Origin of the sequence: Puniceibacterium sediminis, assembly GCF_900188035.1 — a bacterium.
Lineage (GTDB): Bacteria > Pseudomonadota > Alphaproteobacteria > Rhodobacterales > Rhodobacteraceae > Puniceibacterium > Puniceibacterium sediminis.
Genome location: NZ_FZNN01000003.1, coordinates 161,936 through 188,053, shown reverse-complemented (window position 1 = coordinate 188,053; position 26,118 = coordinate 161,936). Strand labels below are relative to the sequence as shown.

Genomic DNA, 26,118 nt, shown 5'->3' with positions numbered 1-26,118 from the left:
CGGATATGTTGAAATCGGGAAATTGGTCGGAGTGAGAGGATTCGAACCTCCGACCCCCTGCTCCCGAAGCAGGTGCGCTACCAGGCTGCGCTACACTCCGACCGTGGCGGGCGGGATAGCCCGTTGCGGATGCTTTGGCAAGGGCTCAGTGCGGATCTTTGGCCCTGTCCTTGCGCAGACGCAAAAGCGTACTGATCCGCGGGATTGTTCCGGTCTCAAACCGGCTGCGGTTCTGGAGCACCGGCGTGTTTTCAGACGTATCCGCAACGCCTTCGCGCACCACGATGTAGATGCCGCTGGCGATGATGATTCCCGCACCCAGCAGGGTCAGCGCATCGGGAATTTCGTCAAACAACAGGACGCCAAAGATCGTCGCCCACAGGATCTGGGAATATTGCATCGGCGCGACGATCACCGCCTCGGCCGCCTTGTAGGCGTAGATGATGATGATCGACGCGGTAAAGCCCAGCAGCGCCATGGTGGCGTTCAGCGCCAGATGTTCCAGCGGCATCGGGACATAGACAAAGGCGGTCAGCGCGCCCATCACCACAAAGTTGGTGAGCATCGGATAGAGTACCAGCACGACGGGGCGTTCCTCGTTTCCGATCTTGCGCACGATGATTGACGCCAGCGCCGATCCGAAGGCCGCCACAAGTGCCGCCATGTGACCGGCGGCAAGGGTGGTCATACCGGGACGCAGCACGACCAGAACGCCGCACAACCCGACGATCACCGCCATCCAGCGGCGCAGGCGCACGCGTTCCCCCAGAATGGGGATCGACAGAAGCGTGATGATCAGCGGCGCGGCAAAGAGGATCGCATAGACCTGTGCAAGCGGCAGGTTGGAAAAGGCATAAAACGCAGAGGCACCGGTTGTGACGGCTGCGACGGTGCGCAGGGCGGTCCACCAGGGATGAACGGGGCGCAGATGGCCCGGTTCCGAGTCGCGGATCAGCAAGATCATCGCGAGTGGAAAGCTGAAGAGCACGCTGAAGAACACGATCTGGAAGGGGCTGTAGGTGCCACCCAGAGTTTTGACGATCACGTCGTGACTGGCATAAATCCCGAAAGACAGGAGCGACAGGAGTGCGCCGTTTACGTTTGGACTCATCTTCCTCACCGCTCGCTGTTTTCGCTAACATGAACTTTGCTACCCCCGCAGGACGCGTTGGTTCAAGAGGCAATACCCGGTGTTTCTGAATCACCCGTTCATCTGACAGCAAAAAGCCCCCGCGCGGGGGGCTTCAGCTTTGGTTCGTGTCAGCTGCGATCAGGCGATGCTGGCATCCAGCGCCTTGAGCACCGCATCACCCATTTCCGAGGTCGATACCGGGCTTACCCCCTCTTCTCCCAGCAGGTCCGCAGTGCGGAAGCCATCGGCCAGAACCGCCTCAACAGCTTTTTCAAGCCGGGTCGCTTCATCCCCCTGATCAAAGCTGTAGCGCAGGGCCATGGCGAAGGACAGGATGCAGGCGATCGGGTTTGCCTTGCCCTGACCGGCAATATCGGGCGCCGAGCCGTGTACGGGTTCGTACAGGGCCTTGGGGCGGCCATTGGCCATCGGCGCGCCGAGGCTGGCCGAGGGCAGCATACCTAGCGAACCGGTCAGCATGGCGGCAAGGTCGGACAGCAGGTCGCCGAACAGGTTGTCGGTGACGATGACGTCGAACTGCTTGGGCCAGCGGGTCAGCTGCATGGCGCCGGCGTCGGCATACATGTGCGACAGTTCGACATCGGGGTATTCGGTGTCGCCGATGCGCTGGACCACTTCGCGCCACAGCACGCCGGATTCCATCACGTTGGCCTTTTCCATCGAACACAGCTTGTTTCCGCGCTTGCGGGCCATTTCAAAACCGGAACGGGCCACACGTTCGATTTCGGATTCCGTGTAGCGCTGGGTGTTGATGCCGACGCGTTCGTTGCCTTCCTTGAAGATCCCGCGCGGTTCGCCAAAGTAGACGCCGGAGGTCAGTTCGCGGATGATCATGATGTCGAGGCCGGCCACGACGTTTTTCTTCAGCGACGAGAAATCGGCAAGCGCGTCAAAGCATTGGGCCGGGCGCAGGTTGGCGTAAAGATCCATTTCCTTGCGCAGGCGCAGCAGGCCGCGCTCCGGTTTCACGCTGAAATCCAGCACGTCGTATTTCGGGCCGCCGACGGCACCCAGAAGGACGGCATCCACCTCTTGCGCCTTGGCCATGGTGGCGTCGGTCAGGGGCGTGCCGTGTTTGTCATAGGCGGCGCCACCGACGAGATCCTCGCTCACGTCAAAGTTCAGGCCGCGGTTTGCGCCGTACCAGCCGATGATCTTGCGCACCTCGGCCATGACTTCGGGGCCAATCCCGTCACCGGGCAGGATAAGAAGCGAGGGGTTGCTCATGTTGGGGGTGTCCTTTGGTCACACATGTTGCGCACTCGCGTAACGGTGCCGCGCCGGATCGTCAAGAAATGCTGTCCTGCACGGCTGGAAAGGCTTTGTTTTTTACCGATGCGGGTGCCTGCCGCCCTGGGGTGATCAAGGTGTGATTTCGATGTCGATCCAGATCGGGCGGTGCGGTCCGACAGGATCGCCCTGCCCGGCGTTTATCACCCTGAGGTCCGCCGAGGGTAACGCGTAGCTGACGCGCATCGGGCCGGGGCCCGGGGCGGGCCAGTTGGCGGTGATGGTATCCGGCGCCGGGTCGCGCAGGCGGGGATCGTTCAGAAAGGCCTGCATGACGTGATGCAGACCATCGCCGCGCAGGGGATCAAGGTTGGCATTGCCCAGCAGGATAAAACTGCCTTTCGGCGGGGTCTGAGCCAGAGCGCCATCAAGGTAATGTTGCCAGAGCCGCAGTTCATCCGCGTTGCGCCGCCCGTTGCGGTCCTCGGGGCCGTCAAATACCGGGGGCGTGGCGTGATAAACCAGCAGGTTCAGGCGCTTGCCCTGCCGAAGGATCACCGGAACGTCCCAGTGCGCCGTGGTCGAGAGCCGCTGAATTTCAGCCCCGGGATCGTCTGCCGCCATCTGGCTGCCCGGCAGATCGCGCCACAGAAGGTCGCTGAGGTCGGTGACCCCATCAGCATCGATCGGCAGGCGCGACAGGATGGCCAGCCCGCCCTGCCCGTTGAAATAGCCGAACCCCTGCGCGTCGCGCGGGCCACCCAAGCGCCCGTCGCCATCAAGGTCAAGGCCAGTGGGACGCCCGGTATTGGGACGGCGCGCGAAGAGATGCGGATAGGCCGGGCCGTCCTGCGCAAGCCGGTCGCGCAGCGCGGTCAGCGCCTGAAGATCAAGGTCATAGTCGATGTCGCTGAGCAGCAGGACATCGGCATCGAGAAGCGCAAGACCCTGAAGAATAGCGGGAATTTCGGCGTCCTTGCCCGCAGATACATCCCGCAGCAGCAGGCCGGGGCCCTTGCGGCTAAGGTTCGCGTGCCATGTGGCGACACGCAGAGTGTCCGCACCTGTGGGCGTTGGAAAGAGTAAGGAAAGTGTTAACAGCAGCGGTGCAAAGGTTAACAAACCCTTGATCAGGCAGACTGAAAGTCGGCCTGCGCGTGCGCGCGACTGCGTTTTTTCCTGATCAGGTCGGCAATGCGGTACAGCGCGATGCCGCGCATCATCATGCTTGCCGGCAGATAGGCCCATGCGGTCATCATCCAGATCAGGGTCTGTGGATCACCGAGCGTGGCCGGATCCAGCACGTAGGTGGCCGCTTTCATCACGACCGGGATCAAGTATGGCAGCAAGACCCCTAATGCGACGTTAACACGGGCATCCCGCCTGAGGTGGTAGATCACGTCACCACCCGCAGTCGGATCGAAACTGGGCAGATTGACCCAGAAGTTGAACGCCCTGCTTTGGCTGGGCCAATTCATGAAGCGCACCAGAAAGACAAACACCAGCATGGTCAGAAGTGAAACCACATAGGCCACCCCGGCCTGACAACACAGGCGCTGAACGTCGGTCAGCGGCACGTCTGGCGGCATCAGAAGCATCATCAGGTGGATTGGCGATAAAGGGAAATCCAACGCCCTACCAATGTACATGCCCCACCCGTTCAGCGTGCTGCTGATGACCGTAGGGTCGGCGACGCGGTGGTTCATGGCCGTCAACAGAACCACGCTCAGGAACAGCGCGGCAAAGCGCAGCCGGTTGAACGGCGGAGCGTTGCGGAATTCGATAACCGAGGGATAGCGGCTGAAGTATTCCGCGAAGGTCAGAATGGCGGCCAGAATGGCCAGAAGGACAACGATCTGTGTGGTTTCCGTGGCCGAGCCGCGCAGCATCAGGGCAGGAAACATGATTAGCATGGCCACAAGAGCGGCACGAATGCCTGCTCTGATCATGCGATTGAACACTGCCGCTTCCTTTCCAATCTGACAGTCGCGATTGGATGCCGCGTCCTAGTTTCAGCCTGTGCGCGCCAATGTCGACCCGGTTCCCATTATTTGCCTGCTTTCGCCCAAGGCATCAAGCCTATTGGAAACATTCAGTAATTTTTGCAGGCAAAAGGGGGCGCATGTGATGCCGAAATGATCGAAAGCCCGGACATGGCTGAAGCGCCCCTGTCGTGGGCTGTGTCATGTCGTGTGCGCTCGGCGCTGGGTGAGCGGCTTGTCAGAAGGGTTTTTACAGCCGGAGGCCGCCGCGCGGTTTTGACACGGCGCGGCGGGACCATGCCGGATGCGGCGTCAGACCCAGGGGCGGGACTGGGCGGCGGCGGCTTCGAAGGTATCGATTGACGCGGCTTTTTCCATCGTCAGGCCGATATCGTCGAGTCCGTTCATCAGGCAATGTTTCTTGAACGCGTCGACGTCGAAGGTGAACACCTCGCCATCGGATGTGGTGATGGTCTGCGCCTCAAGGTCGATTTCCATCCGGGCGTTGGAGCCTTTTTGGGCATCCTTCATCAGAACGTTGATCTGTTCCTGCGGCAGGGCGATCGGCAGGATGCCGTTCTTGAAGCAGTTATTGTAGAAGATATCCGCGAAACTTGGCGCGATGACGCAAGAAATCCCGAAATCCTTGATCGCCCAGGGGGCGTGTTCACGGGACGATCCACAGCCGAAGTTGTCGCCGGCCACGATGATCTGAGCATCGCGGTACTGCGGTTTGTTCAGCACGAAATCGGGGATTTCGTTGCGGTCGTCGTCATAGCGCATCTCGTCAAACAGGTTCACGCCAAGGCCCGAACGCTTGATCGTCTTGAGGAACTGTTTGGGGATGATCATGTCGGTATCGACGTTGATCAGGTCAAGCGGGGCGGCGATGCCGGTGAGTTTGTCGAACTTTTCCATGGGTGTCTCCTGACACTTTGGCGGGGCTGGCAGACGTATGGTTTGCGTATGGAAACCGTATGGCTGGCGTATGGCTGGAACGCTGTTGCCAGTGCTGCGGCTATTACCCGTTGGTTTACGTTAAATCCGCGTCACCCTGCGTTGGGGCGGGGTGACGCAGAGGGATCACATCAGGTCGCGCACATCGGTCAGATGCCCGGTCACTGCCGCTGCGGCGGCCATGGCGGGGGACATGAGGTGGGTACGTCCGCCCCGGCCCTGACGGCCCTCAAAGTTGCGGTTCGACGTGGCCGCGCAGCGTTCGCCGGGGGCGAGCTGATCGGGGTTCATCGCAAGGCACATGGAACAGCCGGCCATGCGCCATTCAAAGCCCGCCTCGATAAAGATGTCGGCAAGGCCTTCTTCCTCGGCCTGGGCACGGACAAGGCCCGAACCGGGGACGACCATGGCGCGCATTCCGTCCTTGATCTTTTTCCCCTTGAGGATGGCGGCAGCGGCGCGCAGATCTTCGATCCGGCCATTGGTGCAGGAGCCAATGAAGACGGTGTCGATCTTGATATCGGACAGGGGCATTCCGGCGGTCAGGCCCATATATTCGAGCGAGCGTTTGGCCGCGTCCACCTTGCCACCGGTAAAGGAGTCGGCGGCGGGCACGTTGGCGGTGATCGGCAGAACGTCTTCGGGCGAGGTGCCCCATGTGACGACGGGCGCAATGTCTTCGCCCTTGATGGTCACAACCTTGTCCCAATGGGCGTCGTCATCGGAATAGAGGGTTTTCCACCAGTTCATCGCGGCCTCCCACTGGGCACCTTTCGGCGCGTGGGGGCGGCCCATGACATAGGCAAAGGTCTTTTCGTCCGGCGCGATCAGGCCGGCGCGGGCGCCGCCTTCGATGGCCATGTTGCAGACGGTCATGCGGCCTTCCATCGACAGATCGCGGATCGCTTCACCGCAATATTCGATGACATAGCCGGTGCCGCCGGCTGTGCCGGTCTTGCCGATGACGGACAGGGTGATGTCCTTGGCGGTGACGCCGGGGGCCAGCTTGCCGGTGATTTCAACCTTCATGTTCTTGCCCTTGCGCTGAATCAGCGTCTGGGTGGCAAGGACGTGTTCAACTTCGGAGGTGCCGATGCCATGGGCAAGGCTGCCAAAGGCGCCGTGCGTCGCGGTGTGGCTGTCGCCGCAAACCACGGTCATGCCGGGCAGGGTCCAGCCCTGTTCGGGGCCGACGATATGCACGATGCCCTGACGGACGTCAGACACAGGGTAGTAGTGGATACCGAAATCCTTGGCGTTCTTGTCGAGCGCTTCGACCTGGATGCGGCTGTCTTCGGTCATCGTCGCGGCATTGGCGCGGTCAAGCGTGGTCGGCACGTTGTGGTCCGGCACGGCGATCGTCTTGTCCGGGGCGTGGACCTTGCGGCCAGCCATGCGCAGACCTTCAAACGCCTGCGGGCTGGTCACTTCGTGGACAAGGTGACGGTCGATGTACAGCAGACAGGTGCCGTCTTCGGCCTCGTGGGCGACATGGGCATCCCAGATCTTGTCATAGAGCGTTTTGGGGGACATGCGTCCTCTCCCTTTGATGATGTTCGAAAATTTTGAGTGGGCGTGCGGCTGGGGCGCCCGTTGCGGGGCGCTCTGGCTTATAGTCGGGCCAGCACGGTGTGCGTGGCGCCGAAAAAGCGTTCGCGCAGGCGTGCGCGGTCATCAATGTCGAACACCATTGTCATGCGCAGCGAGATACTCCTTTGCCCCGAGTCTATCAAGAGCGGGGTTGGGCGCGCCGTTGTCGCCGTGTTTGCAGGGCCCGGAGCAGGCCACGCGATGCCGACGCGGCTTGCCTTGCGGCGATGCTTGGTGCAACGCTGGGCGACATGACAGTCCGGAAGCAGCATGAACCCAGATGAGCTAAGCCATGCGCCGCTTGAACAGGTGCAGGAAATCGCCCTTGGGCTGGCGGCGCGGAGCGAGCTGTTCCTGATCGGGCTGTTGCGGCCGTGGAACGCCTATCAGCTGTTCATTGCCCTTGGCATCTTTGTTGCGGCGCTGGTGCTGGCCGCCGTGCTGAAGCCCCGCGTCCACGAATGGATGCGCGGGCTGGAAGGCCGGCCAAAGTGGCAGATGCGGGTATTGGTTCTGATGCATCGCCGGCTGCGGATGATCCTGTTCGTCCTGCTGATCTGGGTGGTCGTCGCCGTGATGAAGGAGGTGACCTGGCCGTCGCGTTCCTACCTTCTGGGGGTCATTTCGGAACTGGCAACCGCCTGGCTGTTCATCGTTTTCGCCACCCGGCTGATCGCGAACGGGCTGATGCGGTCGGCGGTGCGTTATGGCGCCTGGGCCTGGGTCACCCTGTCGATCCTGGGGCTGACCTCTGAGGCGCAGACGCTGCTGGACAGCTTTGCGCTGTCCGTGGGCAGTACGCGGATATCGCTGTGGCTGATTGCGCAGGCGGCGGTGACGCTGGGCCTGCTGATCGTTGTCGCGCGGTTCCTGTCGACGTCCACCTCTGCCCGTATCCGCAGCAACCCGGAAATTTCGCCGTCGATGCAGGTGCTGGCGATCAAGTTCCTGCAGGTGGTGCTGTATGGCACGGCGTTCTTTTACGGGCTCAAGCTGGTTGGCGTCGATCTGACCGGGCTTGCGGTGCTGTCGGGGGCCATCGGTGTCGGCCTTGGTTTTGGTCTGCAAAAGGTGGTGTCGAACCTTGTTTCGGGCATCATCATCCTGCTGGACAAGTCGATCAAACCGGGGGACGTGATATCGCTGGGCGAGACGTTCGGCTGGATCCAGTCGCTGGGCGCGCGCTATGTTTCGGTGCTGACCCGGGACGGCAAGGAATACCTGATTCCGAACGAGGATCTGATCACCGGGCAGGTGGTCAACTGGTCCCATTCCAACGAATTTGTCCGGCTCGATATCTTTTTCGGCGCGGCCTATGACGACGATCCGCACAAGGTACGCCGCATCGCCATCGAGGCGGCGGCCGGGGTCAAGCGTGTGCTGTCGTTCAAGCCGCCGGTCTGCCACATCGTGGGTTTCGGTGATTCCTCGGTCGATTACATCCTGCGGTTCTGGATCAGTGATCCGATCGGCGGGCTGACCAACATCCGGGGCGATGTGTTTCTGGCGCTATGGGATGCGTTTCAGGAAAACGACATCTCGATCCCCTTCCCGCAGCGCGAAGTGACGATGCTGGAAGGGTCGACCCTGCGGACCACCAATCAGCGCGCCGCTGCGGTGGATTTGCCTGACTGAAGGCGTGAATCTTCATCGGTTGGAAAGGGAGTCGCCGCTAGGGTTAGCGTCATGACAGACCCGTTTCGCCACTCCGACTCTTATAACGTTGCCGCACAGGGCAATGCTCGCCCGGGTAAAAGCCTGCCACAGCTTTTGCTGTCTGTGCTTCGGCGGCGGATTCGTGGCGCGCGGCGCAAGTTCGCGGTGCGTTTGCGCAGGGGGCTGCTGGCACAGCTTGAGGGCCGCCCGAAGGTGCCTGAACCCAAGGTGCCCGATCATCCCGTCCGGATGGATCGGCGGGTCTGACGTTCAGCCGCGCCAGTCCAGCACGACCTTGCCGCTGGTGCCGGAACGCATCGCCTCGAACCCTTCGGCAAAGTCGTCGACGCCAAAGCGGTGGGTGATCACCCGGCGCACATCCAGACCGTTTTCCAGCATGGCGATCATCTTGTACCATGTCTCGAATATCTCGCGGCCATAGACGCCTTTCAGCGTGATCGCCTTGAAGACGATGCGGCTCCAGTCCACGGGGGACTTGCCCGGCGGGATGCCCAGCAGGGCGATACGGCCACCCATCACCAGCGCCTCGACCATCTGGTCCAGCGCCTGCTGATTGCCTGACATCTCAAGCCCGACGTCGAAACCTTCCTTCATCTTGAGCCGCGCAACGACGTCTTTCAGATCCTCATGCGCGACATTGACCGGCACCACATCCGTCACCTGTGCGGCCAGATCCAGCCGTGCCTGATTGACATCGGTGATCACCACATGCCGCGCGCCGACGTGCCGCGCCACCGCGGCCGCCATGATCCCGATGGGGCCGGCGCCGGTGATCAGCACGTCTTCGCCCACCAGATCAAAGCTGAGCGCGGTGTGCACCGCATTGCCAAGCGGATCGAGGATTGCGCCGATTTCATCGTCGATGGCATCGGGCAAAGGCACCACGTTGAAGGCCGGCAGGCGCAGGAATTGCGCAAAGGCACCGGGTTCGTTGACGCCGATGCCGCGCGTGGCGGGGTCAAGATGGAACTTGCCGGCGCGGCTCTGGCGGCTTTTCTTGCCGATCAGGTGGCCTTCGCCTGAACACCGCTGGCCCAGTTCCAGACCGTCGACGTTGCGGCCCAGTTCGACGATCTCGCCGGCGAATTCATGGCCGGTGATCAGCGGCACCGGCACGGTGCGCTGCGCCCAGCCGTCCCAGTTCCAGATATGCACGTCCGTGCCGCAAATCCCGGTCTTGTTCACGCGGATCAGCACGTCATCGGGCCCGATTTCTGGCACCGGGGCGCGCTGCATCCACAGACCTTCGCGCGGCTCGGCCTTGACCAATGCCTTCATATCATTGTGCATCTCAGATCACTCCCAGTTTCTTGCCGACGGTGCCAAAGGCCGCCAGAGCGGTGTCGAGATCGTCGCGGGTCAGGGCGGCGTTCATCTGCGTGCGGATGCGGGCGCGCCCCTTGGGCACCACCGGAAAGAAGAAGCCCGAGACATAGACGCCGTTTTCAAACAGGCCGGTCGCCATGTCCTGCGCGATGCGGGCCTCATGGGTCATCACGGGGATGATGGGGTGTTCGCCGGGCAGGACGTCAAAGCCGAGGCGTTCCAGACCGGCGCGCCAGTAGCGGGCGTTTTCGAACAGCTGGGCGCGCAGGGTGTCGCCGTTTTTGATAAGGTCCAGCACCGCGATCCCGGCGGCGACCACGGCGGGCGGCAGCGCGTTGGAAAACAGATAGGGGCGCGCGCGTTGGCGCAGCAGGTCGATCACCGGCTGCGGACCGGCGATATAGCCGCCGATCGCTCCGCCCAGCGCCTTGCCCAAAGTACCGGTCAGAATGTCCACATCGACGCCAAAATGTTCCGGCGTGCCCGCGCCGGTTGCGCCCATGAAACCGGTGGCGTGGCAGTCATCGACCATTGTCAGCGCGTCATATTTCGCGGCCAGCGCGGTGATCCCGGGCAGCGGGGCGAGGAAGCCGTCCATGCTGAACACACCGTCGGTGGCGATCATGATATCGCGTGCCCCGTCGGCGCGGGCCTGTTTCAACTGCGTTTCAAGGTCGTCCATATCGGCGTTGGCGTAGCGATAGCGTTTCGCCTTGCACAGCCGCACGCCGTCGATGATCGACGCATGGTTGAGGCTGTCGCTGATGATCGCATCCTCGGGGCCAAGCAGGGGTTCGAACACGGCGGCGTTGGCATCAAAGCAGGCGGCAAAGAGGATGCTGTCATCCTTGCCCAGAAAGGCGGCCAGTTTCTGTTCCAGCTCGCGGTGCAGATCCTGCGTGCCGCAGATGAACCGGACAGAGGCCATGCCATAGCCATGGCTGTCCATCGCATCCTTTGCCGCCGCGATAAGACGGGGATGGTTGGCTAGCCCAAGGTAGTTGTTGGCACAAAGGTTCAGCATTTCCCGGCCGCCGACGGTGATTTTCGCGCCCTGGGGCGAGGTCATCGGGCGTTCGACCTTGCGCAGGCCGTCGGCCTCGATCTCGCTCAGGGTGTCAGTGATCCGGGTCAGAAAGGTGCTGTTCATGGCAATCTCCGTTGCATGAGAGGTTATCTAACATGACGGATAAATTTCTCAAATAGAAGAAATGTGATCGGCGCGAATTTCAGCGCGGGTTGCCCCGGACCGATCTCTGGCGTTCTTTCATATTCCAAATATGTCGGGGTTCGGGCCGCGCGACCTGTCCTGAATTCAGGCGTTCTGCACCACCAGAAAGGCCCGCGCCGGACCAGCGACAGCGCGGATCGCATGTGCCAGATCGGCCGCGTAGCGGGCTGTGTCGCCGGCGGTCAGAACCTCGACCGAGGTGCCCGAGGTGACCTCGATCCGGCCTTCGATCACTGTCAGATGCTCACGCGCGCCGCGCCGGTGGGCGGCGCTGACCAAAGCACCGCCGTCGCCAAGCACAAGGTCATAGACCTCGTGCCGACCGGCCTCTTCGGGGGGCGACAGGATGCGCAGGCGGCAGGCTTGGCCACGGTTGTCGATGGTGGGCACCTCGGTGCTGCGCAGAATCTCGATCTCGCCCGCGCCGGCCGTCCTGTCCAGCAAGCCGGCGAAATCCACTTGCAGCGCGCGGGTCAGGTTCCAGAGGGTCGCGATGGTGGGGGACGAGGTGCCGCGTTCGATCTGGCTGACCATCGACCGGGACACGCCCGACAGTTTCGCCACGCCATCGAGCGACAGCCCCTGCGCGCGCCGGGCCGCTTTCAGCCGCGCGGGCAGGCGCGACAGCATATCGTCGGTATCCTCCGTCATGACAGAAGATGTGCCGGGTCGCGCGACTGCTGTCAATCAGGGGCGGGGCGGTCTCTGACGGAACGTCGCGGCTGACAAGGCGCACCCGGAACCGCATAGTTTGCGCGAAACCCCGGGGGAGAAAACATCATGTCCGACGATATCGTCATCCTGAGCGGCGCGCGCACCGCCATCGGCGCCTTTGGCGGCGCGCTGGCAGGCACCACACCGATCACTTTGGGCACCACCGTGGCCCGTGCCGCGCTGGAGCGCGCCGGGGTCAAGGGCGGCCAGATCGGTCATGTGGTGTTTGGCAATGTGATCAATACGGAACCTCGCGACATGTACCTGAGCCGGGTCGCCGCGATGGATGCGGGTGTGCCAGAGACGGTGCCTGCGATGAACGTCAACCGGCTCTGCGGGTCGGGGGCGCAGGCGATTGTCTCGGCGGTTCAGTCGCTGAAGCTGGGGGATGCGGATTTCGCCCTGGCCGGCGGGGCCGAGTGCATGTCGCGCAGCCCCTACATCGTGCCGGATCAGCGCTGGGGCGCAAAGATGGGCGATGTAAAGACGCTGGATATGATGCTGGGCGCGCTGAACTGCCCCTTTGGCACCGGCCATATGGGGATCACGGCGGAAAACGTCGCGGCCGAGCATGACATCAGCCGCGAGGCACAGGATGCTTTTGCGCTGCTCAGCCAGCAGCGCGCGGCGACGGCGATTGCCGAGGGGCGGTTCCGCGATCAGATCGTGCCGGTCGAGGTGCGTGTGAAGCGTGACATGGTGGCGTTTGAGGTCGACGAGCACCCCAAGGCGACAAGCGCCGAGGCGCTGGCCGGTCTGCGCGCGGTGTTCCAGAAGGATGGTTCGGTCACGGCGGGCAATGCCAGCGGCATCAATGACGGCGCGGCGGCGCTGGTCTTTGCGCGTGCGGGCGCGGCCGAGGCGGCGGGGCTGAAGCCGCGCGCGCGGGTGCTGGGATATGCCCATGCCGGGGTGCGCCCCGAGGTCATGGGCATCGGTCCGGTGCCTGCGGTTGAAAAGCTGCTGGAAAAGACCGGGCTGAGAGCTGCGGATTTCGACGTGGTCGAGAGCAATGAGGCCTTTGCGGCGCAGGCGCTGGCAGTGAACAAGGTGCTTGGGCTGGATGGCGCGAAGGTCAATCCCAACGGCGGGGCCATTGCGCTGGGTCATCCGGTGGGGGCGACGGGCGCGATCCTGACGGTCAAGGCGCTGTACGAGCTGGAGCGGATTGGCGGCAAGCGGGCGCTGATCACCATGTGCATTGGTGGCGGTCAGGGGATCGCGCTGGCGATCGAACGGCTGTGATACGGTCCCGGCGGTCGGTCTGACCGCCGGAACCCTTTTAGCCAGATGAACCATGGGGTCGCGCGGCGGGAAGGCTGTGGGGGGGCCGCGTTTTTCGGGGTGGTCGGACAGACCGCGCTGAAGTAATTGCGTTGGCGATACCTTAGGGAAGGCTGGCATGGATCATTTTCTTTATCGCGACGGCGTATTGTTTGCCGAGGATGTTGCCGTGAGCGAGATCGCGGCGGCGGTCGGCACCCCCTTTTACGTCTATTCAACGGCCACGCTGGAGCGGCATTTCCGGCTGTTCGATGAGGCGCTTGCCGGGATGGACCATCTGGTCTGTTACGCGATGAAGGCGGCCAGCAATCAGGCGATCCTGAAGACTTTGGCAGCACTTGGTGCCGGAATGGATGTGGTTTCGGGCGGCGAATATGCCCGCGCCAAGGCCGCCGGTGTACCGGGCGAACGGATCGTGTTTTCCGGTGTCGGCAAGACCCGGGACGAGATCGCCATGGCGCTGGAAGGCGGCATCCGCCAGTTCAACGTCGAGAGCGAGCCCGAGATGCTGGTGCTGTCCGAAGTGGCCAGCGCGATGGGCAAGGTCGCACCGATCACCATCCGGGTGAACCCCGATGTGGACGCCAAGACCCATGCAAAGATCGCCACCGGCAAATCCGAAAACAAGTTCGGCATTCCGATTGCCAAGGCGCGTGCCGTCTATGCCGAGGCCGCCGCCCTGCCGGGGCTGGAGGTGATTGGCATCGATGTGCATATCGGCAGCCAGCTGACCGACCTTGCCCCGTTCGAGGCGGCGTACCTCAAGGTGGCCGAACTGACCGAACAGTTGCGCGCCGATGGCCACAATATCCGCCGTCTGGATCTGGGCGGCGGTCTGGGCATTCCCTATGCGCGCTCAAACGAGGCGCCTCCGCTGCCCACCGATTACGGCAAGCTGATCCAGCGGACCGTCGGGCATCTGGGTTGCGAGATCGAGATCGAGCCGGGGCGGCTGATCGCCGGGAATGCCGGGCTGCTGGTCAGCGAGGTGATCTATGTCAAGCAGGGCGAGGGGCGCGAGTTTCTGATCCTTGACGCCGCGATGAACGATCTGGTCCGCCCGGCGATGTATGATGCCTGGCACGATATCGTGCCGCTGAATGAGCCCGAGGCAGGTGCCGAACAGCTGCCCTATGACATTGTCGGGCCGGTCTGCGAATCCGGCGATACCTTTGCCAAGGCACGGATGATGCCCCAATTGCAGGCCGGGGACGTCGTCGCCTTTCGCTCGGCCGGTGCATATGGGGCCGTTATGGCGTCGGAATACAACACAAGGCCCCTTGTGCCCGAGGTTCTGGTGAAAGGTGATCACTTTGCGGTCATTCGGGCGCGGCCAAGCTTTGACGAAATGATTTCCCGCGATACCATTCCTGAATGGTTGTAGGGTATCCTCTCTGCGGCTGACCAGCAGGAGAGGCGAATGGCGTCACCGGACACACTGCCCCCCGAGATTTTCAAGGCCGTTCGCGGCCCGCTGTTTCTGACACGCACAGGGATGGTTGCCGAACGGGTCGTGCGGGCGTTCTGGCCGCTGTGGTCCGTGGTGTTCGTCGCGGTGGCGGCGCTGATGCTGGGGCTGCAGGATCTGGTCCGGGTCGAGGTGATCTGGGCTGCGGTTGGCGTTCTTGGTCTGGGCGTGGTGGTGGCGGCGGTCTGGGGTGCGCGGCGTTTCCGGATGCCGACGCGCGCGGGTGCCTTGGCACGGCTGGACGCGACGATGCGGGGCAACCCGATTCAATCCGTGCTGGATACACAGGCGATTGGCGGCGACGACGCGGCCTCGCTTGCCGTTTGGCGGGCGCATCAGGCGCGGATGCGCGCGCGGCTGTCCGAAGCAAAGGCGGTGCAGCCGGATCTGCGGGTGTCCGCCGCCGATCCCTTTGCGCTGCGTTATGTCGCCCTGTTGGCGTTGTTCACGGCGCTGCTGTTCGGGTCGGTTCTGCGGGTGCAGTCCGTCACCGGCATGGGTCCGGGCGGCGCGAACCTTGCCTCTGGTCCCACATGGGAGGGTTGGATGGAACCGCCGGCATATACGCGGCTGCCGTCGATCTACCTGAATGACATCACCGACAGCGCACTGAACGTGCCCGAGGGCGCACGCATCACCCTGCGGATGTATGGCGAGGTCGGCGCGCTGACCGTCAGCGAAAGCGTGTCCGGCAACCCGCTGCCCGATGGCGGCAACCCCGAAACGGCGCAGGAATTCACTGTCGTGCAGTCCGGCACCCTAGCCATCGACGGTCCGGGCGGGCGGGTCTGGGATGTTGCGATGGCCCCGGATGAGCCGCCCATGGTGACGCGCGAGGGTGAGGTCGAGGCCAGCTATGACGGTGAGGCATCGATCCCCTTTGCCGCGACGGACGATCACGGCGTGATCGCGGGCACGGCGCGGTTCGAACTGGCGCTGGATCAGGTGGAGCGCCGTTATGGCCAGCGCATCGCCCCCGAAGCGCGCGACGCGATCGAGGTGCCGCTGCCGATGCCGATTTCGGGCGACCGGTCGAAATTCACCGAAACCCTGATCGAAAATTTCTCGGAACATCCATGGGCGAACCTGCCGGTCACGATCACGCTGTCGGTCGAGGATGCCGCCGGTCAGGACGGGTCTGTCGCGCCAGAGGTCATGACACTGCCCGGGCGGCGGTTCTTTGACCCGATGGCCGCCGCGATCATCGAACAGCGGCGCGCGCTGCTATGGAACCGTGACAATGCCCGCGACATCGGTCAGATCCTGCGCGCGGTGTCGCACCGGCCCGACGATATATTCCGCTCTGCCGTGCATTACCTGCGGCTGCGCACCATCCTGCGCCGCATGGAGAGTTTTGCGCGTTTCGGTATGACAGACGATCAGCAGGCCGAGCTTTCGAATGCCATGTGGGATCTGGCGTTGTTGCTGGAAGAGGGCAATCTGGACGATGCGCGCGAACGGCTGAAGCGGGCGCAGGACCGGCTGGCCGAGGCGATGAAGAATGGCGCCTCGGATCAGGAAATCGCCGAGCTGATGCAGGAGCTGCGCGAGGCCACGGACGACTACATGCGCCAGCTGAGCGCCGAGGCCCAGAAAGAGGCCGAACAGAACCCGGATTCGCAGATGTCGCAGAATCAGGAAGGCATGCAGATGAACCAAAGCGATCTGCAGGCGATGATGGACAAGATTCAGGAGCTGATGGAGCAGGGCCGCATGGCCGAGGCGCAGCAGGCGCTGGAAGAGCTGCGCCAGATGATGGAAAACATGCGCGTGACCCAGGGCGAGGGTCAGGGTGGGCAATCCCCGGGCCAGCAGGCGATGGAGGATCTGTCGGAAACGCTGCGCGATCAGCAGAGCCTGTCGGATCAGGCGTTCCGCGATTTGCAGGAGCAGTTCAACCCCGGTCAGGAGGGGCAACAGCCCGGCCAGGGGCAACAGGGCCAGCAAGGGCAAAGTCAGCAAGGGGGTCAGGGCCAGCAACCGGGACAGCAAGGCGAGGGCGGCCAGTCGTTGCAGCAGGATCTGGCCCAGCGACAACGTGACCTGCGCGACGAGCTGAACCGCCAGCGCAGCGACCTGCCCGGACAGGGCACCGCCGAAGGTGACGCCGCGCGCGATGCGCTGAACCGGGCCGAGGGTGCTATGGAAGGCGCCGAAGACGCCCTGCGCGGCGACAATCTGGCCGAAGCCATCGACAAACAGTCCGAAGCGATGGAGGCCCTGCGCGAGGGCATGCGCAACCTTGGCGAGGCGCTGGCGCAGCAACAACAGCAGAACCAGGGTCAGCAAGGCATGGCCGAGGGCACCCAGCCCGGGCAACAGCGCGACCCGTTGGGGCGCAGCGCCGGCAGCAGTGGACAGATCGGATCAGAAGACGGCATGTTGCAGGGCGAAGACGTCTATCGCCGCGCCCGCGAACTGCTGGACGAAATCCGCCGTCGGTCAGGTGAAGGCCAGAGGCCGGACGAAGAGTTGGACTACCTCGAACGCCTGCTCGAACGGTTCTGAGCGTTGATCCTGCGGAGCGCGCGTTTGCGCGCACTGGTCAGCCGCGTCGGCGTGCCGCCTCCTTTGGCGCGGGTCGCACCGTGACGCATGAGAGGTGCATGACGCATGGGTGGCGATGCCGGATCGCCTGCGGCGGGAAAGCGCCCGGAACGCCCGATTGGGGCAGCGCCCCCTGTGACATCAACCTTCGCCTTCGACCTTGCCACGCAGGGCCTTGACCTCGCCCCGGACCTTCTTGGCCAGCAGGCGGCGTTTTTTTGACCCCAGAGTCGGCTTTGTCGGGATACGGCGTTTGGGTTTTTCGCAGGCCTGCCGGATCAACTCGCTCAGCCGGTCGCGAGCGATTTCGCGGTTGCGGACCTGGCTGCGGGTTTCGTCGACCTGAAGCACCAGCGCGCCCTCTTTGGACCAGCGCCGCCCGGCGAGTTTGCGCAGGCGTATCTTGACCGCGGTCGGCAGGTTCGGCGAACGCTCTGCCTCGAACCGCAGTTCGACCGCCGAAGAGACCTTGTTCACGTTCTGCCCGCCGGGTCCCGAAGCGCGGATGAACTGTTCGGTCAGTTCCCAGTCCTCGATCGCTATCCTGTCGTTGATCCGTAGCATCGTTCGTTCCATTTCGCGGTCGTGGTCTGGCAGGCAAAAAGGGCCGCCCGATCTTCGGACGGCCCTTCGAGAATTGAGGAGGTGGGGCCGGTTAGGCGCTCACCAATTCGGGAGGGGTTTGACCCCGGGGCTGCCCTAGGGCGTCATCCTCCGAACTGTTCCGACACCTCTCTCCAATGTTTCTCTCGACACTGGATCACCTCCTTTCAATTACGTTGAACCTAAGGGAAAGGTGGCATGAGAGGTTTGAATCGCAAAGCGTTTTTTGCCGTCAGGCGATGATTTTTCCGGCCATTGCCTTTGAAACGATCACTCGGAACGGGATCAGCGCGATCAGGGCCAGGCCCAGCTTGACGCCCCAGTCCGCGACGGCCAGCGACACCCAGAGCGGCACCAGCGGGCCAAAGCCCAGTAGTGGCAGCGCCTCTGCTGCCCAGGAAACATCGTTGGCAGGTTCGATGAACGACAGCGCGCCGGAGAAGGCGATGGAGAAGAACAGCATTGTGTCCACGGACGAGCCGACCAGCGTCGAGGCCAGCGGCGCGCGCCACCATGCACCCGTGCGCAGACGATCAAAGATGGCGACGTCCAGCATTTGTGCGGTGAGGAACGCCACGCCAGAGCCGATGGCGATACGCCATGTGACCAGCGGGCCGTATTCACCCATGATCTGTGTGCCGATCAGGGAGCAGACGATCCCGACCACAAAACCCGCGAAGACGACCTGACGCGCGGCGCGGGCACCGTAGATCCGGTTCATGAGGTCGGTGACCAGAAAGGCGAAGGGATAGGTGAAGGCTCCCCAGGTGAGCCAGTTGCCAAAGAGGAACTGCACCAGAATGTTGGAGGCAAGGACAATGGCCGCCATGGCCAGAATCCCGGGAAGGTGTTGACGTGTCATGTGTATGGCCCGTTTTTCCAAGGTTGCGGGAACTTGGCCCCCGGTTGGGGACCGGAGGGCCTTAGACCCTGACAGGCCATGGTGCAAGTTATTCCGTAACGGCGTATTCGACGAACTGGGTGATCTGGAAAAAGCGGAAATTGTCGTCCGAGATCATTGTCAGGCGTATCCGGCCCTGCGCGTCGCGCCAGACTGACAGGCCTTCGAGGTTGTCGAACTGGCCGTTGCTGGATTCAAGCAGGGTTTCGCCTGCGCTGATGGAAGTATCCGTAACGTCGAAGCGGCGCACCCGGCTTTGAAAGCTGAAACCGGTAAAGGAGCGCTCCAGTATGTAGAGCCTGCCGTCGGGGCCGAAATCCGCGCCTACCACCAGAAATGGGGCTGTGCGGGGGATCGAAAACGGCTGATCCCAGGTGCCATCGCGAAACCGGTAGACCGGAAAGTCGCGGGTCAGCGCACCCGACCGTTCGGGCAGCGTATAAAGCCAGCCATTGGCGTCGATGGCCAGCGCCTCCAGTCCCGAATTCTTCTGCATCTTGTCGAAGGCCTTGGGGTGGGGTAGCGGCACGGATTGCTTTTCGTGATATTCCCACACCCGGTTGCCACCTTCGAACGAGATGAAGATGCGTCCGTCCGCGCTGATCGCGAGGCCCTCGCTGTCCCGCCTCTCCAGATCCAGCCTTTTGCCCCGGGTGTCAAATATCCGCTTGATCGGGCCGGAGACGACGCCCGCGATGCGCCCATCCCGACGCTGGAACTGGCCCTGCACGATATGGGCATGGTCACCAATAGCGGTAAAGCTTTGGCCGTCGCTGCTGATTTCAAGCCCCGAGAACCCGCCGAAGCCCCGGTCCGGCATCAGCCAGGTGAATGTGTCGATGAACTGCGCGCGCTGGATCGGGCTGGCCGACACCTGAAGTGTCAGAAGCGCCGCCAGGGCCGCGCCTAGCGCGACGCGAGAACGCCTGAGCATTGGCCGGGCAGATCGTTCAGGGTGAGTTCACGTTTCGGCTTGGGCTTTGGGGCGTTGGGATCACGCGGTTTTGGGGGTGGCGGGTTGAGGATGTTGTTGACCCAGGCCTGTGCGTCGGCGCAGCCATCGCCGGGCGGGGGCGCGGCCTGATTGACGCAGCCGGTCGCACCCGGAGGGCAGGCAAGGCGGACGTGGAAATGATAGTGGTGCCCGTACCACGGGCGGACCTTGTTCAGCCAGCTGCGGTCGCCGGTTTCATCCTTGCACATCTGCACCTTGGCACCGGGAAAGACAAAGATCCGCGCGACGCGTGGATCGCTGGCGGCGGCCTTGAGGATTTCGTGATGCTGGCGCGTCCAGTCGCCATTCACATAGGCACCTTTGGCCCGCTGCATCGAGATGGACGAGATTTTTTCGCGGTCTGCCCGGTCAAGCGAGGTATTCTTGGGCGGCAGCATCCAGATGTCTGCATCCAGACCGATCTGGTGGCTGGCATGGCCAGTGATCATCGGGCCGCCCTTTGGCTGACTGATGTCCCCGACATAGAGCCCGGACCAACCCGGCTGCTGCGCGGCCTTGCGCGACAGATCCTGAATGAAATCAATGGTGACCGGCTGGCCCCAGTTGCGGTTGCGCGACAGGCGCATGGCCTGCCATGTCGGGCCGGTTTCGGGCAGCTGAACGTTGCCGGCCGCGCAGCCTCTGGCATAGCTGCCAAAGGATTCCGACCGCTGGCGCGACGGTTCATGTTCATTGCCGAAAAGCTGCTTGGCGCTTTTGCTGGAGACAACCCCGGACACGGGGACGACCGTGGCCACAGGGCCGCGTGACATGCTTTGCAGGTTCTTTGACGGCCTGTCGCCGCCGCAAGCCGCAAGAGCGGCCAGAAGCGTCAGTGCCAGAATAGGTCGTATCATGCTGCTCGATCTCCGTCGGGTTTGACCCAGAGTAGCAGAATCAACCCCAAGACGAAAAGGCCGATGAGCGGGGAAACCCCAACTTGTTGTGATCCGCTGAGATATGTGGCGACACCGATCAAGGTCGGGGCGATAAAGCTGGTCGCCTTGCCGGCCAGGGCATAGAGGCCAAAGGCTTCGGTCATGCGGTTCGGGTCGGCCTGACGAACCATCATCGTGCGGCTTGCCGACTGGATCACCCCGCCGGCCGCGCCGATCAGCGCGCCGATGATGTAGAATGCGATATCGGGCAGGTTCGAATCCGGTGCGACCGGAAAGCCCAGCACGCTGGTGCGAGAGATCAGCACGATGGTCACGGCGACGCCGGTCAGGATCAGAATGCAGGTGGCAATCACCGTCTTGGGCCCGAACCGCACATCCGCCATGCCACCGAGCCAGGCAAAAACCGCGCCCGCGATGATGGCGAGGATGCCGAAGATACCAACGTCGACCACCGTCCAGCCCAGAACGCCGGCGGCGTAGATGCCGCCAAAGGCATACATCCCGTTCAGCGCATCGCGGTAGAACATCGACGATCCGAGATAGGCAAACAGCGACGGCGACTGCGGCAGCTTGCTAATGGTGTGCCGCAGATCCCTGAGCGCCTTGGCCACGGCCCCTTTGGGCGCGGGTTTAGCGCGTGGGTCGCGGACGTACAGAAAGAACGGGATCATGAAGACCGCGTACCAGATCGCGGTCAGCGGTCCGACGAACCGGGTGCCTTCGCGCATTTCCGGGTCCAGCCCGAACAGCGGCGTGAGGCCAACAAAGGTTTTGCCGGTTGTGGCGCTTTCGGCAAAACACACCAGCATGAGGATCAGGGTGATCATCCCGCCGACATAGCCAAAAGCCCAGCCATTGCCCGAGATGCGACCGATTTCCTCCTTTGGGCCCAGATCGGGCAGCATGGCGTTGGTAAAGATCGTCGCGAACTCCATCCCGATCAGACCAATGGCAAAGAAGAAGAGCGTGGTGATCAGATGGAAATCGCCGGGTGCCGCGAACCACAACATGCCCGATCCGATCACGTAAAGCGCCGAAAACAGCCAGATCCAGCGCAGGCGATTGCCTCCGGTGTCCGCCAGCGCGCCCAGAAACGGGGCGAAGATGGCAATGATCACGCCCGCCGCGCCAATGCCGAACCCCCATGCCGATTGCGCGGCGGTGCCGTCGCCCATCAGTTCCTTGACGTAGGGCGCAAAGATGAAGGTGAGCAGAAGCGTGTTGTAAGGCTGGCTGGCCCAGTCGAAAAAGAACCAGCCCCAGATGCGTTTGCGCAATGTGCGCGGATCAACAGCGGTGATGTCGGTATCGCTTGCCATGGTGCCCCCGGATTTTCCGGCGATAAGACGGTCTAGTGGGCGGACTGGCAAGGGGGAGTTGTGCAAAACGACGGCCCCTTGGGGATCTACTGATCACCAATCCGGACGTCATCCTGCATTGGCGGCCAGGGGCGCAGGGCCTCGGCTTCGGTCCAGCGCACCACCCAGTCGGGCATGGCGGGGGATTCGACGTCTATCCCCATCTGAAGCATCACGTCCGAGGTCGGCACGATGCCGTTGCGGTCTGTGATGGCGCTGCGATAGACCGCGTGGCTGGAGCATTCGCCATCCGTCTTCCACATGCTTTGTTCCAGATACATGAACCGCGCATCCCAGCAGAGCAGCCGCGAGCGCATCTCGATCCGGTCAAACATCCGCACCCGGCGGCGGTAGCGCACCGAGGTGCCGGCGATGGTCAGCCCCCAGCGCATCCGGCGCAGGACCGTGATCAGACCGCTGCGCTGCGCCATCGGGATCCGCCCCAGATCATAGACCGTCAGCGTGCGGCCATTGTTCAGCTCCATCCACAGGTCGATGTCCCAGGGCCAGCAGATGTGATGCGACACATGAACTTCGCCCAGGGCCAGCCGCGGGGCATTGCGATGCAGGAACAATTCCTTGAACAGTCGGACAAAGGGATACATGGCGCTCTCCTGATTTGTGTCCCTTTCGGGCAAGTCAGGGCCGCCGCGTCAACCAAGACCTTGCGGCACTCTTGCCCTTTGGCCTGTCCGCCCTTAGGTCTTGGTCGCTGTACGCGCAAAAAGGACCCATACCCCATGCAATCGCTGTTTCAGATCCTGATGCTTATTCTGGATATCGTCTGGTTCTTCATCATCGCGCATGTGATCATGAGCTGGCTGATCAATTTTCAGGTGCTCAACCTGCGTCAGCCGCTGGTCGCCCAGATCTGGGACGGGCTGAACCGCCTGCTCGAGCCGATCTATTCGCGCATCCGCAGCATTCTGCCCGCGATGGGCGGCATCGACCTTGCCCCGCTGGTCACGCTGGTGGCGATCTACGCACTGCGGATCGTTCTGGCCAACAATGCCGCATATTTCTACAACTTCTGAGGTGGTTCGGGGGCGCTGCTCCCGTCGCCCTGACGGTTGACGCCCCCCGGAGTATTCACCGCGAATTTTGCTTATGCAAAACTGGCGGGTGGCAGATGAACAGGGGTTTCGCGCCCTTGTTTACCGATTCTGAGTGTGTGAGAATTGGTATGAGAGCAGATTTAGTTTAAATTGCAGGTTCACCTCATGCCCGACGGCCCTAGCGGAAATCTTTCCGAAGCAAGCGCGATTCTGCGCGACGTTTTCGGGTTTGATGCCTTCCGCCCCGGTCAGGGCGAGATTGTCGAAGCGGTGGCGCGGGGCGACAACGTGCTGGCCATCATGCCGACAGGCGGTGGCAAATCCCTGTGTTTTCAGCTGCCCGCCCTGCTGCGGCCCGGCGTCACGCTGGTGATTTCCCCGTTGATCGCACTGATGCGTGATCAGGTTCGCGGGCTGCGCGAGGCAGGTGTCGCAGCGGGTGCGCTGACCAGCGGGAATACCGAAGAAGAAACCGACGCAGTCTGGACCCAGCTGGCCGAGGGCACGCTGAAGCTGCTGTACCTCGCGCCCGAACGGCTGGCCAATACCGGCACCCAGCGGATGCTGGCGCGGGCCGGTGTGTCGTTCATCGCCGTGGATGAGGCGCATTGCGTCAGCCAGTGGGGCCATGATTTCCGCCCCGATTACCTGCGCATTGGTGAATTGCGTCGCGCGCTGGATGTGCCGCTGGCCGCCTTTACCGCCACGGCCGACAGCGAAACCCAGGTCGAGATCGTGCAGCGCCTGTTCGAGGGCGAGCAGCCGTCGACTTTTCTGCACGGTTTTGACCGGCCCAACATCCACCTTGCCTTTGCCGCCAAGGATGGACCCCGGGCGCAGATCCTGAATTTTGCCGCCGCCCGCAAGGGCCAGTCCGGCATCGTCTATTGCGGCACGCGGGCCAAGACCGAAGGTCTGGCGACGGCGCTGGGACAGGCGGGCCATGCGGCGTGCCACTATCACGGCGGGATGGAGGCCGAAGACCGCCGCCATGTGGAAACCCGGTTCCAGCAGGAAGACGGGCTGATCGTTGTGGCCACGGTCGCCTTTGGCATGGGTGTGGACAAGCCCGACATCCGCTGGGTCGCCCACGCGGATCTGCCAAAATCCATCGAATCCTACTATCAGGAGATCGGCCGCGCGGGCCGTGATGGTGCGCCTGCCGAAACGCTGACACTGTTCGGCCCCGATGACATCCGCCTGCGGCGCAGCCAGATCGACGAAGGACTTGCTCCGCCGGAACGGCAGGCGGCGGACCATGGTCGGCTGAACGCCTTGCTGGGTCTGGCCGAGGCGCAGAAATGCCGCCGCGAGACGTTGCTGGGTTATTTCGGGGAGACCGAAATCACCTGTGGTAACTGCGATCTTTGCGAAAGCCCGCCCGAAGTCTTTGACGGGACCGAAGCCGTACGCAAGGCGCTGTCGGCTGCGCTGCGCACCGGTGAGAGTTTCGGCGCGGGGCATCTGATCGACGTGCTGACCGGCAATGCGACGGACAAGGTGAAACAGCGCGGGCACGACGCCCTGCCGACATTCGGCGTGGGCCGCGATCTGGGCAAGGCCGCCTGGCAGGGGGTGTTCCGGCAGATGATGGGGTTTGATTTGCTACGCCCGGATGCCGCCCGCCATGGCGCGCTGGTGATGACCGAGACCGCACGACCCCTGCTGCGCGGCGAAACCACGATCACCCTGCGCCGCGACAGCCTGAACCGGGCTGCATCCGACCGCCGCCCGGCGATCAAGGCGATGGTCAGTGACGAGGATGCGCCGCTGCTCTCGGCGCTCAAGGCCAAGCGGCGTGCGCTGGCCGAGGCGGCCAGCCTGCCCGCCTACATGATCTTTCCCGACCGGACGCTGATCGAGATGGTCGAGGAACGCCCCGCAAGTCTGGATGCGATGGCGCGGATCAACGGTGTTGGCGCGAAGAAGCTGGAAAAATACGGGTCCGAATTCCTGTCCGTGCTGAACGGCGCCACGGAAGAGATGCACCCCACGCGGCGCAAGCTGGCCGGGCGCGATGCCGGCGCGCTTTATGACCAGCTGCTGGCCGCGCAGGCGGATCTTGCGCGCGGGCCAGACGGGCATGACAAACCGCTCAGCTGTTCGGCGGGGATGCTTGCCAAGGTGGCGCAGATGCACAAGCCAAACCCGGAATCGCTTGAACGGCTGCTGGGCGAGCGGCGGGCAGAGCGTTTTGGCCCCGCTTTTCTGGACGTTCTGCACGGCGCGGGCTAAATCCCCCGGAAACGCCGGAACCGGCAACCTCAGAAGGAGCGCCCGATGCTCGTCGTGATTTCCCCGGCCAAGCGGCTGGACTGGGCCGAAACCGCCCTGACCACAACAGAACCCGCCTATCAGGAGGATGCCGTGCGGCTGGCCACCACCGCGCGCAATCTTACCCTTGGCGCGTTGAAGGATCTGATGGGTCTCAGCGACGATCTGGCCCGGCTCAACCGCGACCGGTTCCGCACCTTTGCCGAAGAGCCGGAACCAGAGGCGGTGCGACCCGCGGCCTGGGCCTTTGCCGGGGACACCTATCAGGGGCTCGATGCTACCTCATTGGACCCGGATGAAATTGACTGGGCGCAGGACCATCTGCGCATCCTTTCGGGGCTATATGGCCTGTTGCGCCCATGCGATGCGATTCAGCCCTACCGTCTGGAAATGGGCAGCCGGCTGAAGACGCGGCGTGGGACCTCGCTCTATGACTACTGGCGCGACACGCTGGCCAATGACCTGAACGCGCAGGGGCAGGCCCTGGGGACCGATGTGCTGGTGAATTGTGCCAGTCAGGAATATTTTGGTGCCGTGCCGCGCAAGGCTCTGAAACTGCGGCTGATCACTCCACAGTTTCTGGAAGATAAGAACGGCACGCCAAAGATGATCAGCTTTTTCGCCAAGCGCGCGCGCGGGGCGATGGCGCGCTATATCATTACGCGGCGGCTGGACGATCCGGCGAGCCTGCTGGACTTTGACAGCGGCGGCTACGCCTACCGCCCCGATCTGAGCACTGAGGAAAAGCCGGTCTTTGTGCGCCCCTACGACGCCTAATCGACGCCCCTGACTTATTTTTCTTGGACACACGTACTCTGGCGGCCCGGCCAGGGGTGCTTTGGTCCGGTCTTTTGGGGATCGCAGCCCTGCTCAGT

23 protein-coding genes and 1 tRNA gene are annotated in these 26,118 nt (G+C 63.0%); 8 read left to right on the top strand and 16 right to left on the bottom strand.

From position 1 onward, the window contains the following. Positions 1–23: 23 nt before the first annotated feature. From CHB75_RS05280 to leuC, 7 genes are all read right to left on the bottom strand, one after another. A tRNA-Pro gene (locus CHB75_RS05280) sits at positions 24–100 on the bottom strand. A 45-nt stretch (positions 101–145) separates the two neighbouring features. Then, positions 146–1,111 carry a DMT family transporter gene (locus CHB75_RS05275; protein WP_089269485.1) on the bottom strand — a complete coding sequence of 322 codons (966 nt, stop codon included), beginning with the start codon at positions 1,109–1,111 and terminating at the stop codon, positions 146–148. Between the two features lie 159 nt (positions 1,112–1,270). Continuing rightward, complete coding sequence (gene leuB, locus CHB75_RS05270; protein WP_089269484.1) at positions 1,271–2,380, bottom strand: 3-isopropylmalate dehydrogenase; 1,110 nt, start codon at positions 2,378–2,380, stop codon at positions 1,271–1,273. A 135-nt stretch (positions 2,381–2,515) separates the two neighbouring features. Further along, positions 2,516–3,505, bottom strand: a complete 990-nt coding sequence (locus CHB75_RS05265; RefSeq protein ID WP_245840730.1) for an endonuclease/exonuclease/phosphatase family protein — start codon at positions 3,503–3,505, stop codon at positions 2,516–2,518. An 8-nt stretch (positions 3,506–3,513) separates the two neighbouring features. Beyond that, positions 3,514–4,344, bottom strand: a complete 831-nt coding sequence (locus CHB75_RS05260) for a hypothetical protein (RefSeq protein ID WP_245840728.1) — start codon at positions 4,342–4,344, stop codon at positions 3,514–3,516. A gap of 333 nt (positions 4,345–4,677) precedes the next feature. After that, positions 4,678–5,283 carry a 3-isopropylmalate dehydratase small subunit gene (gene leuD, locus CHB75_RS05255; protein WP_089269483.1) on the bottom strand — a complete coding sequence of 202 codons (606 nt, stop codon included), beginning with the start codon at positions 5,281–5,283 and terminating at the stop codon, positions 4,678–4,680. Between the two features lie 165 nt (positions 5,284–5,448). Continuing rightward, a complete protein-coding gene (gene leuC / locus CHB75_RS05250) occupies positions 5,449–6,855 on the bottom strand; it encodes a 3-isopropylmalate dehydratase large subunit (protein ID WP_089269482.1) in 1,407 nt (468 codons plus the stop codon). Positions 6,856–7,182: 327 nt separating this feature from the next. On the opposite strand from leuC, the gene CHB75_RS05240 reads away from it, so the two are divergent. Then, entirely contained in the window at positions 7,183–8,547 is a 1,365-nt protein-coding gene (locus tag CHB75_RS05240; RefSeq protein WP_089269480.1) for a mechanosensitive ion channel family protein, read from the top strand. A gap of 51 nt (positions 8,548–8,598) precedes the next feature. Continuing rightward, positions 8,599–8,835: a hypothetical protein gene (locus CHB75_RS05235; RefSeq protein WP_089269479.1), complete on the top strand. Its 237-nt coding sequence runs from the start codon at positions 8,599–8,601 to the stop codon at positions 8,833–8,835. 3 nt (positions 8,836–8,838) lie between these two features. Here CHB75_RS05235 and tdh read toward each other — a convergent pair whose 3' ends face one another. From tdh to CHB75_RS05220, 3 genes are all read right to left on the bottom strand, one after another. Next, positions 8,839–9,879 carry an L-threonine 3-dehydrogenase gene (gene tdh / locus CHB75_RS05230; RefSeq protein WP_089269478.1) on the bottom strand — a complete coding sequence of 347 codons (1,041 nt, stop codon included), beginning with the start codon at positions 9,877–9,879 and terminating at the stop codon, positions 8,839–8,841. 1 nt (position 9,880) lies between these two features. Further along, the gene (locus tag CHB75_RS05225; protein WP_089269477.1) at positions 9,881–11,065 is read right to left on the bottom strand and encodes a glycine C-acetyltransferase; all 1,185 of its coding nucleotides are present in this window, start codon (positions 11,063–11,065) and stop codon (positions 9,881–9,883) included. Between the two features lie 165 nt (positions 11,066–11,230). Continuing rightward, positions 11,231–11,797, bottom strand: a complete 567-nt coding sequence (locus CHB75_RS05220) for a helix-turn-helix domain-containing protein (RefSeq protein ID WP_089269476.1) — start codon at positions 11,795–11,797, stop codon at positions 11,231–11,233. Between the two features lie 129 nt (positions 11,798–11,926). Here CHB75_RS05220 and CHB75_RS05215 point away from each other — a divergent pair, with 129 nt between their 5' ends. The 3 genes from CHB75_RS05215 to CHB75_RS05205 all read left to right on the top strand — a co-directional run bounded on the left by CHB75_RS05215 (position 11,927) and on the right by CHB75_RS05205 (position 17,120). After that, positions 11,927–13,105 carry an acetyl-CoA C-acyltransferase family protein gene (locus CHB75_RS05215; RefSeq protein WP_089269475.1) on the top strand — a complete coding sequence of 393 codons (1,179 nt, stop codon included), beginning with the start codon at positions 11,927–11,929 and terminating at the stop codon, positions 13,103–13,105. A 157-nt stretch (positions 13,106–13,262) separates the two neighbouring features. Then, positions 13,263–14,528, top strand: a complete 1,266-nt coding sequence (gene lysA / locus CHB75_RS05210; protein ID WP_089269474.1) for a diaminopimelate decarboxylase — start codon at positions 13,263–13,265, stop codon at positions 14,526–14,528. Positions 14,529–14,564: 36 nt separating this feature from the next. Next, positions 14,565–17,120 carry a TIGR02302 family protein gene (locus CHB75_RS05205; RefSeq protein ID WP_089269473.1) on the top strand — a complete coding sequence of 852 codons (2,556 nt, stop codon included), beginning with the start codon at positions 14,565–14,567 and terminating at the stop codon, positions 17,118–17,120. 180 nt (positions 17,121–17,300) lie between these two features. Here the strand turns inward: CHB75_RS05205 and arfB are convergent, their stop codons facing one another. The 6 genes from arfB to CHB75_RS05175 all read right to left on the bottom strand — a co-directional run bounded on the left by arfB (position 17,301) and on the right by CHB75_RS05175 (position 22,519). Beyond that, a complete protein-coding gene (gene arfB / locus CHB75_RS05200) occupies positions 17,301–17,723 on the bottom strand; it encodes an alternative ribosome rescue aminoacyl-tRNA hydrolase ArfB (RefSeq protein ID WP_089269472.1) in 423 nt (140 codons plus the stop codon). A gap of 271 nt (positions 17,724–17,994) precedes the next feature. Next, positions 17,995–18,624 carry a queuosine precursor transporter gene (locus tag CHB75_RS05195; RefSeq protein WP_089269471.1) on the bottom strand — a complete coding sequence of 210 codons (630 nt, stop codon included), beginning with the start codon at positions 18,622–18,624 and terminating at the stop codon, positions 17,995–17,997. Between the two features lie 88 nt (positions 18,625–18,712). Beyond that, positions 18,713–19,597, bottom strand: coding sequence for an esterase-like activity of phytase family protein (locus CHB75_RS05190; protein WP_089269470.1), 885 nt, complete (start codon positions 19,595–19,597; stop codon positions 18,713–18,715). Beyond that, positions 19,570–20,514 (bottom strand): penicillin-insensitive murein endopeptidase, encoded by a 945-nt coding sequence (gene mepA, locus CHB75_RS05185; RefSeq protein WP_089269469.1) that lies wholly within the window; start codon positions 20,512–20,514, stop codon positions 19,570–19,572. Before mepA ends, CHB75_RS05190 begins: the two co-directional genes overlap by 28 nt. Next, positions 20,511–21,875, bottom strand: a complete 1,365-nt coding sequence (locus tag CHB75_RS05180; RefSeq protein ID WP_089269468.1) for an MFS transporter — start codon at positions 21,873–21,875, stop codon at positions 20,511–20,513. Before CHB75_RS05180 ends, mepA begins: the two co-directional genes overlap by 4 nt. 86 nt (positions 21,876–21,961) lie before the next feature. Then, complete coding sequence (locus CHB75_RS05175; RefSeq protein WP_089269467.1) at positions 21,962–22,519, bottom strand: acyl-CoA thioesterase; 558 nt, start codon at positions 22,517–22,519, stop codon at positions 21,962–21,964. Between the two features lie 135 nt (positions 22,520–22,654). Here CHB75_RS05175 and CHB75_RS05170 point away from each other — a divergent pair, with 135 nt between their 5' ends. The 3 genes from CHB75_RS05170 (at position 22,655) to yaaA (ending at position 26,020) form a co-directional block, all read left to right on the top strand. Continuing rightward, complete coding sequence (locus CHB75_RS05170) at positions 22,655–22,948, top strand: YggT family protein (RefSeq protein WP_089269466.1); 294 nt, start codon at positions 22,655–22,657, stop codon at positions 22,946–22,948. 186 nt (positions 22,949–23,134) lie between these two features. Further along, positions 23,135–25,204, top strand: coding sequence for a DNA helicase RecQ (gene recQ / locus CHB75_RS05165; protein WP_089269465.1), 2,070 nt, complete (start codon positions 23,135–23,137; stop codon positions 25,202–25,204). 45 nt (positions 25,205–25,249) lie between these two features. Beyond that, positions 25,250–26,020 carry a peroxide stress protein YaaA gene (gene yaaA / locus CHB75_RS05160; RefSeq protein WP_089269464.1) on the top strand — a complete coding sequence of 257 codons (771 nt, stop codon included), beginning with the start codon at positions 25,250–25,252 and terminating at the stop codon, positions 26,018–26,020. The last annotated feature ends 98 nt before the right edge of the window (positions 26,021–26,118 follow it).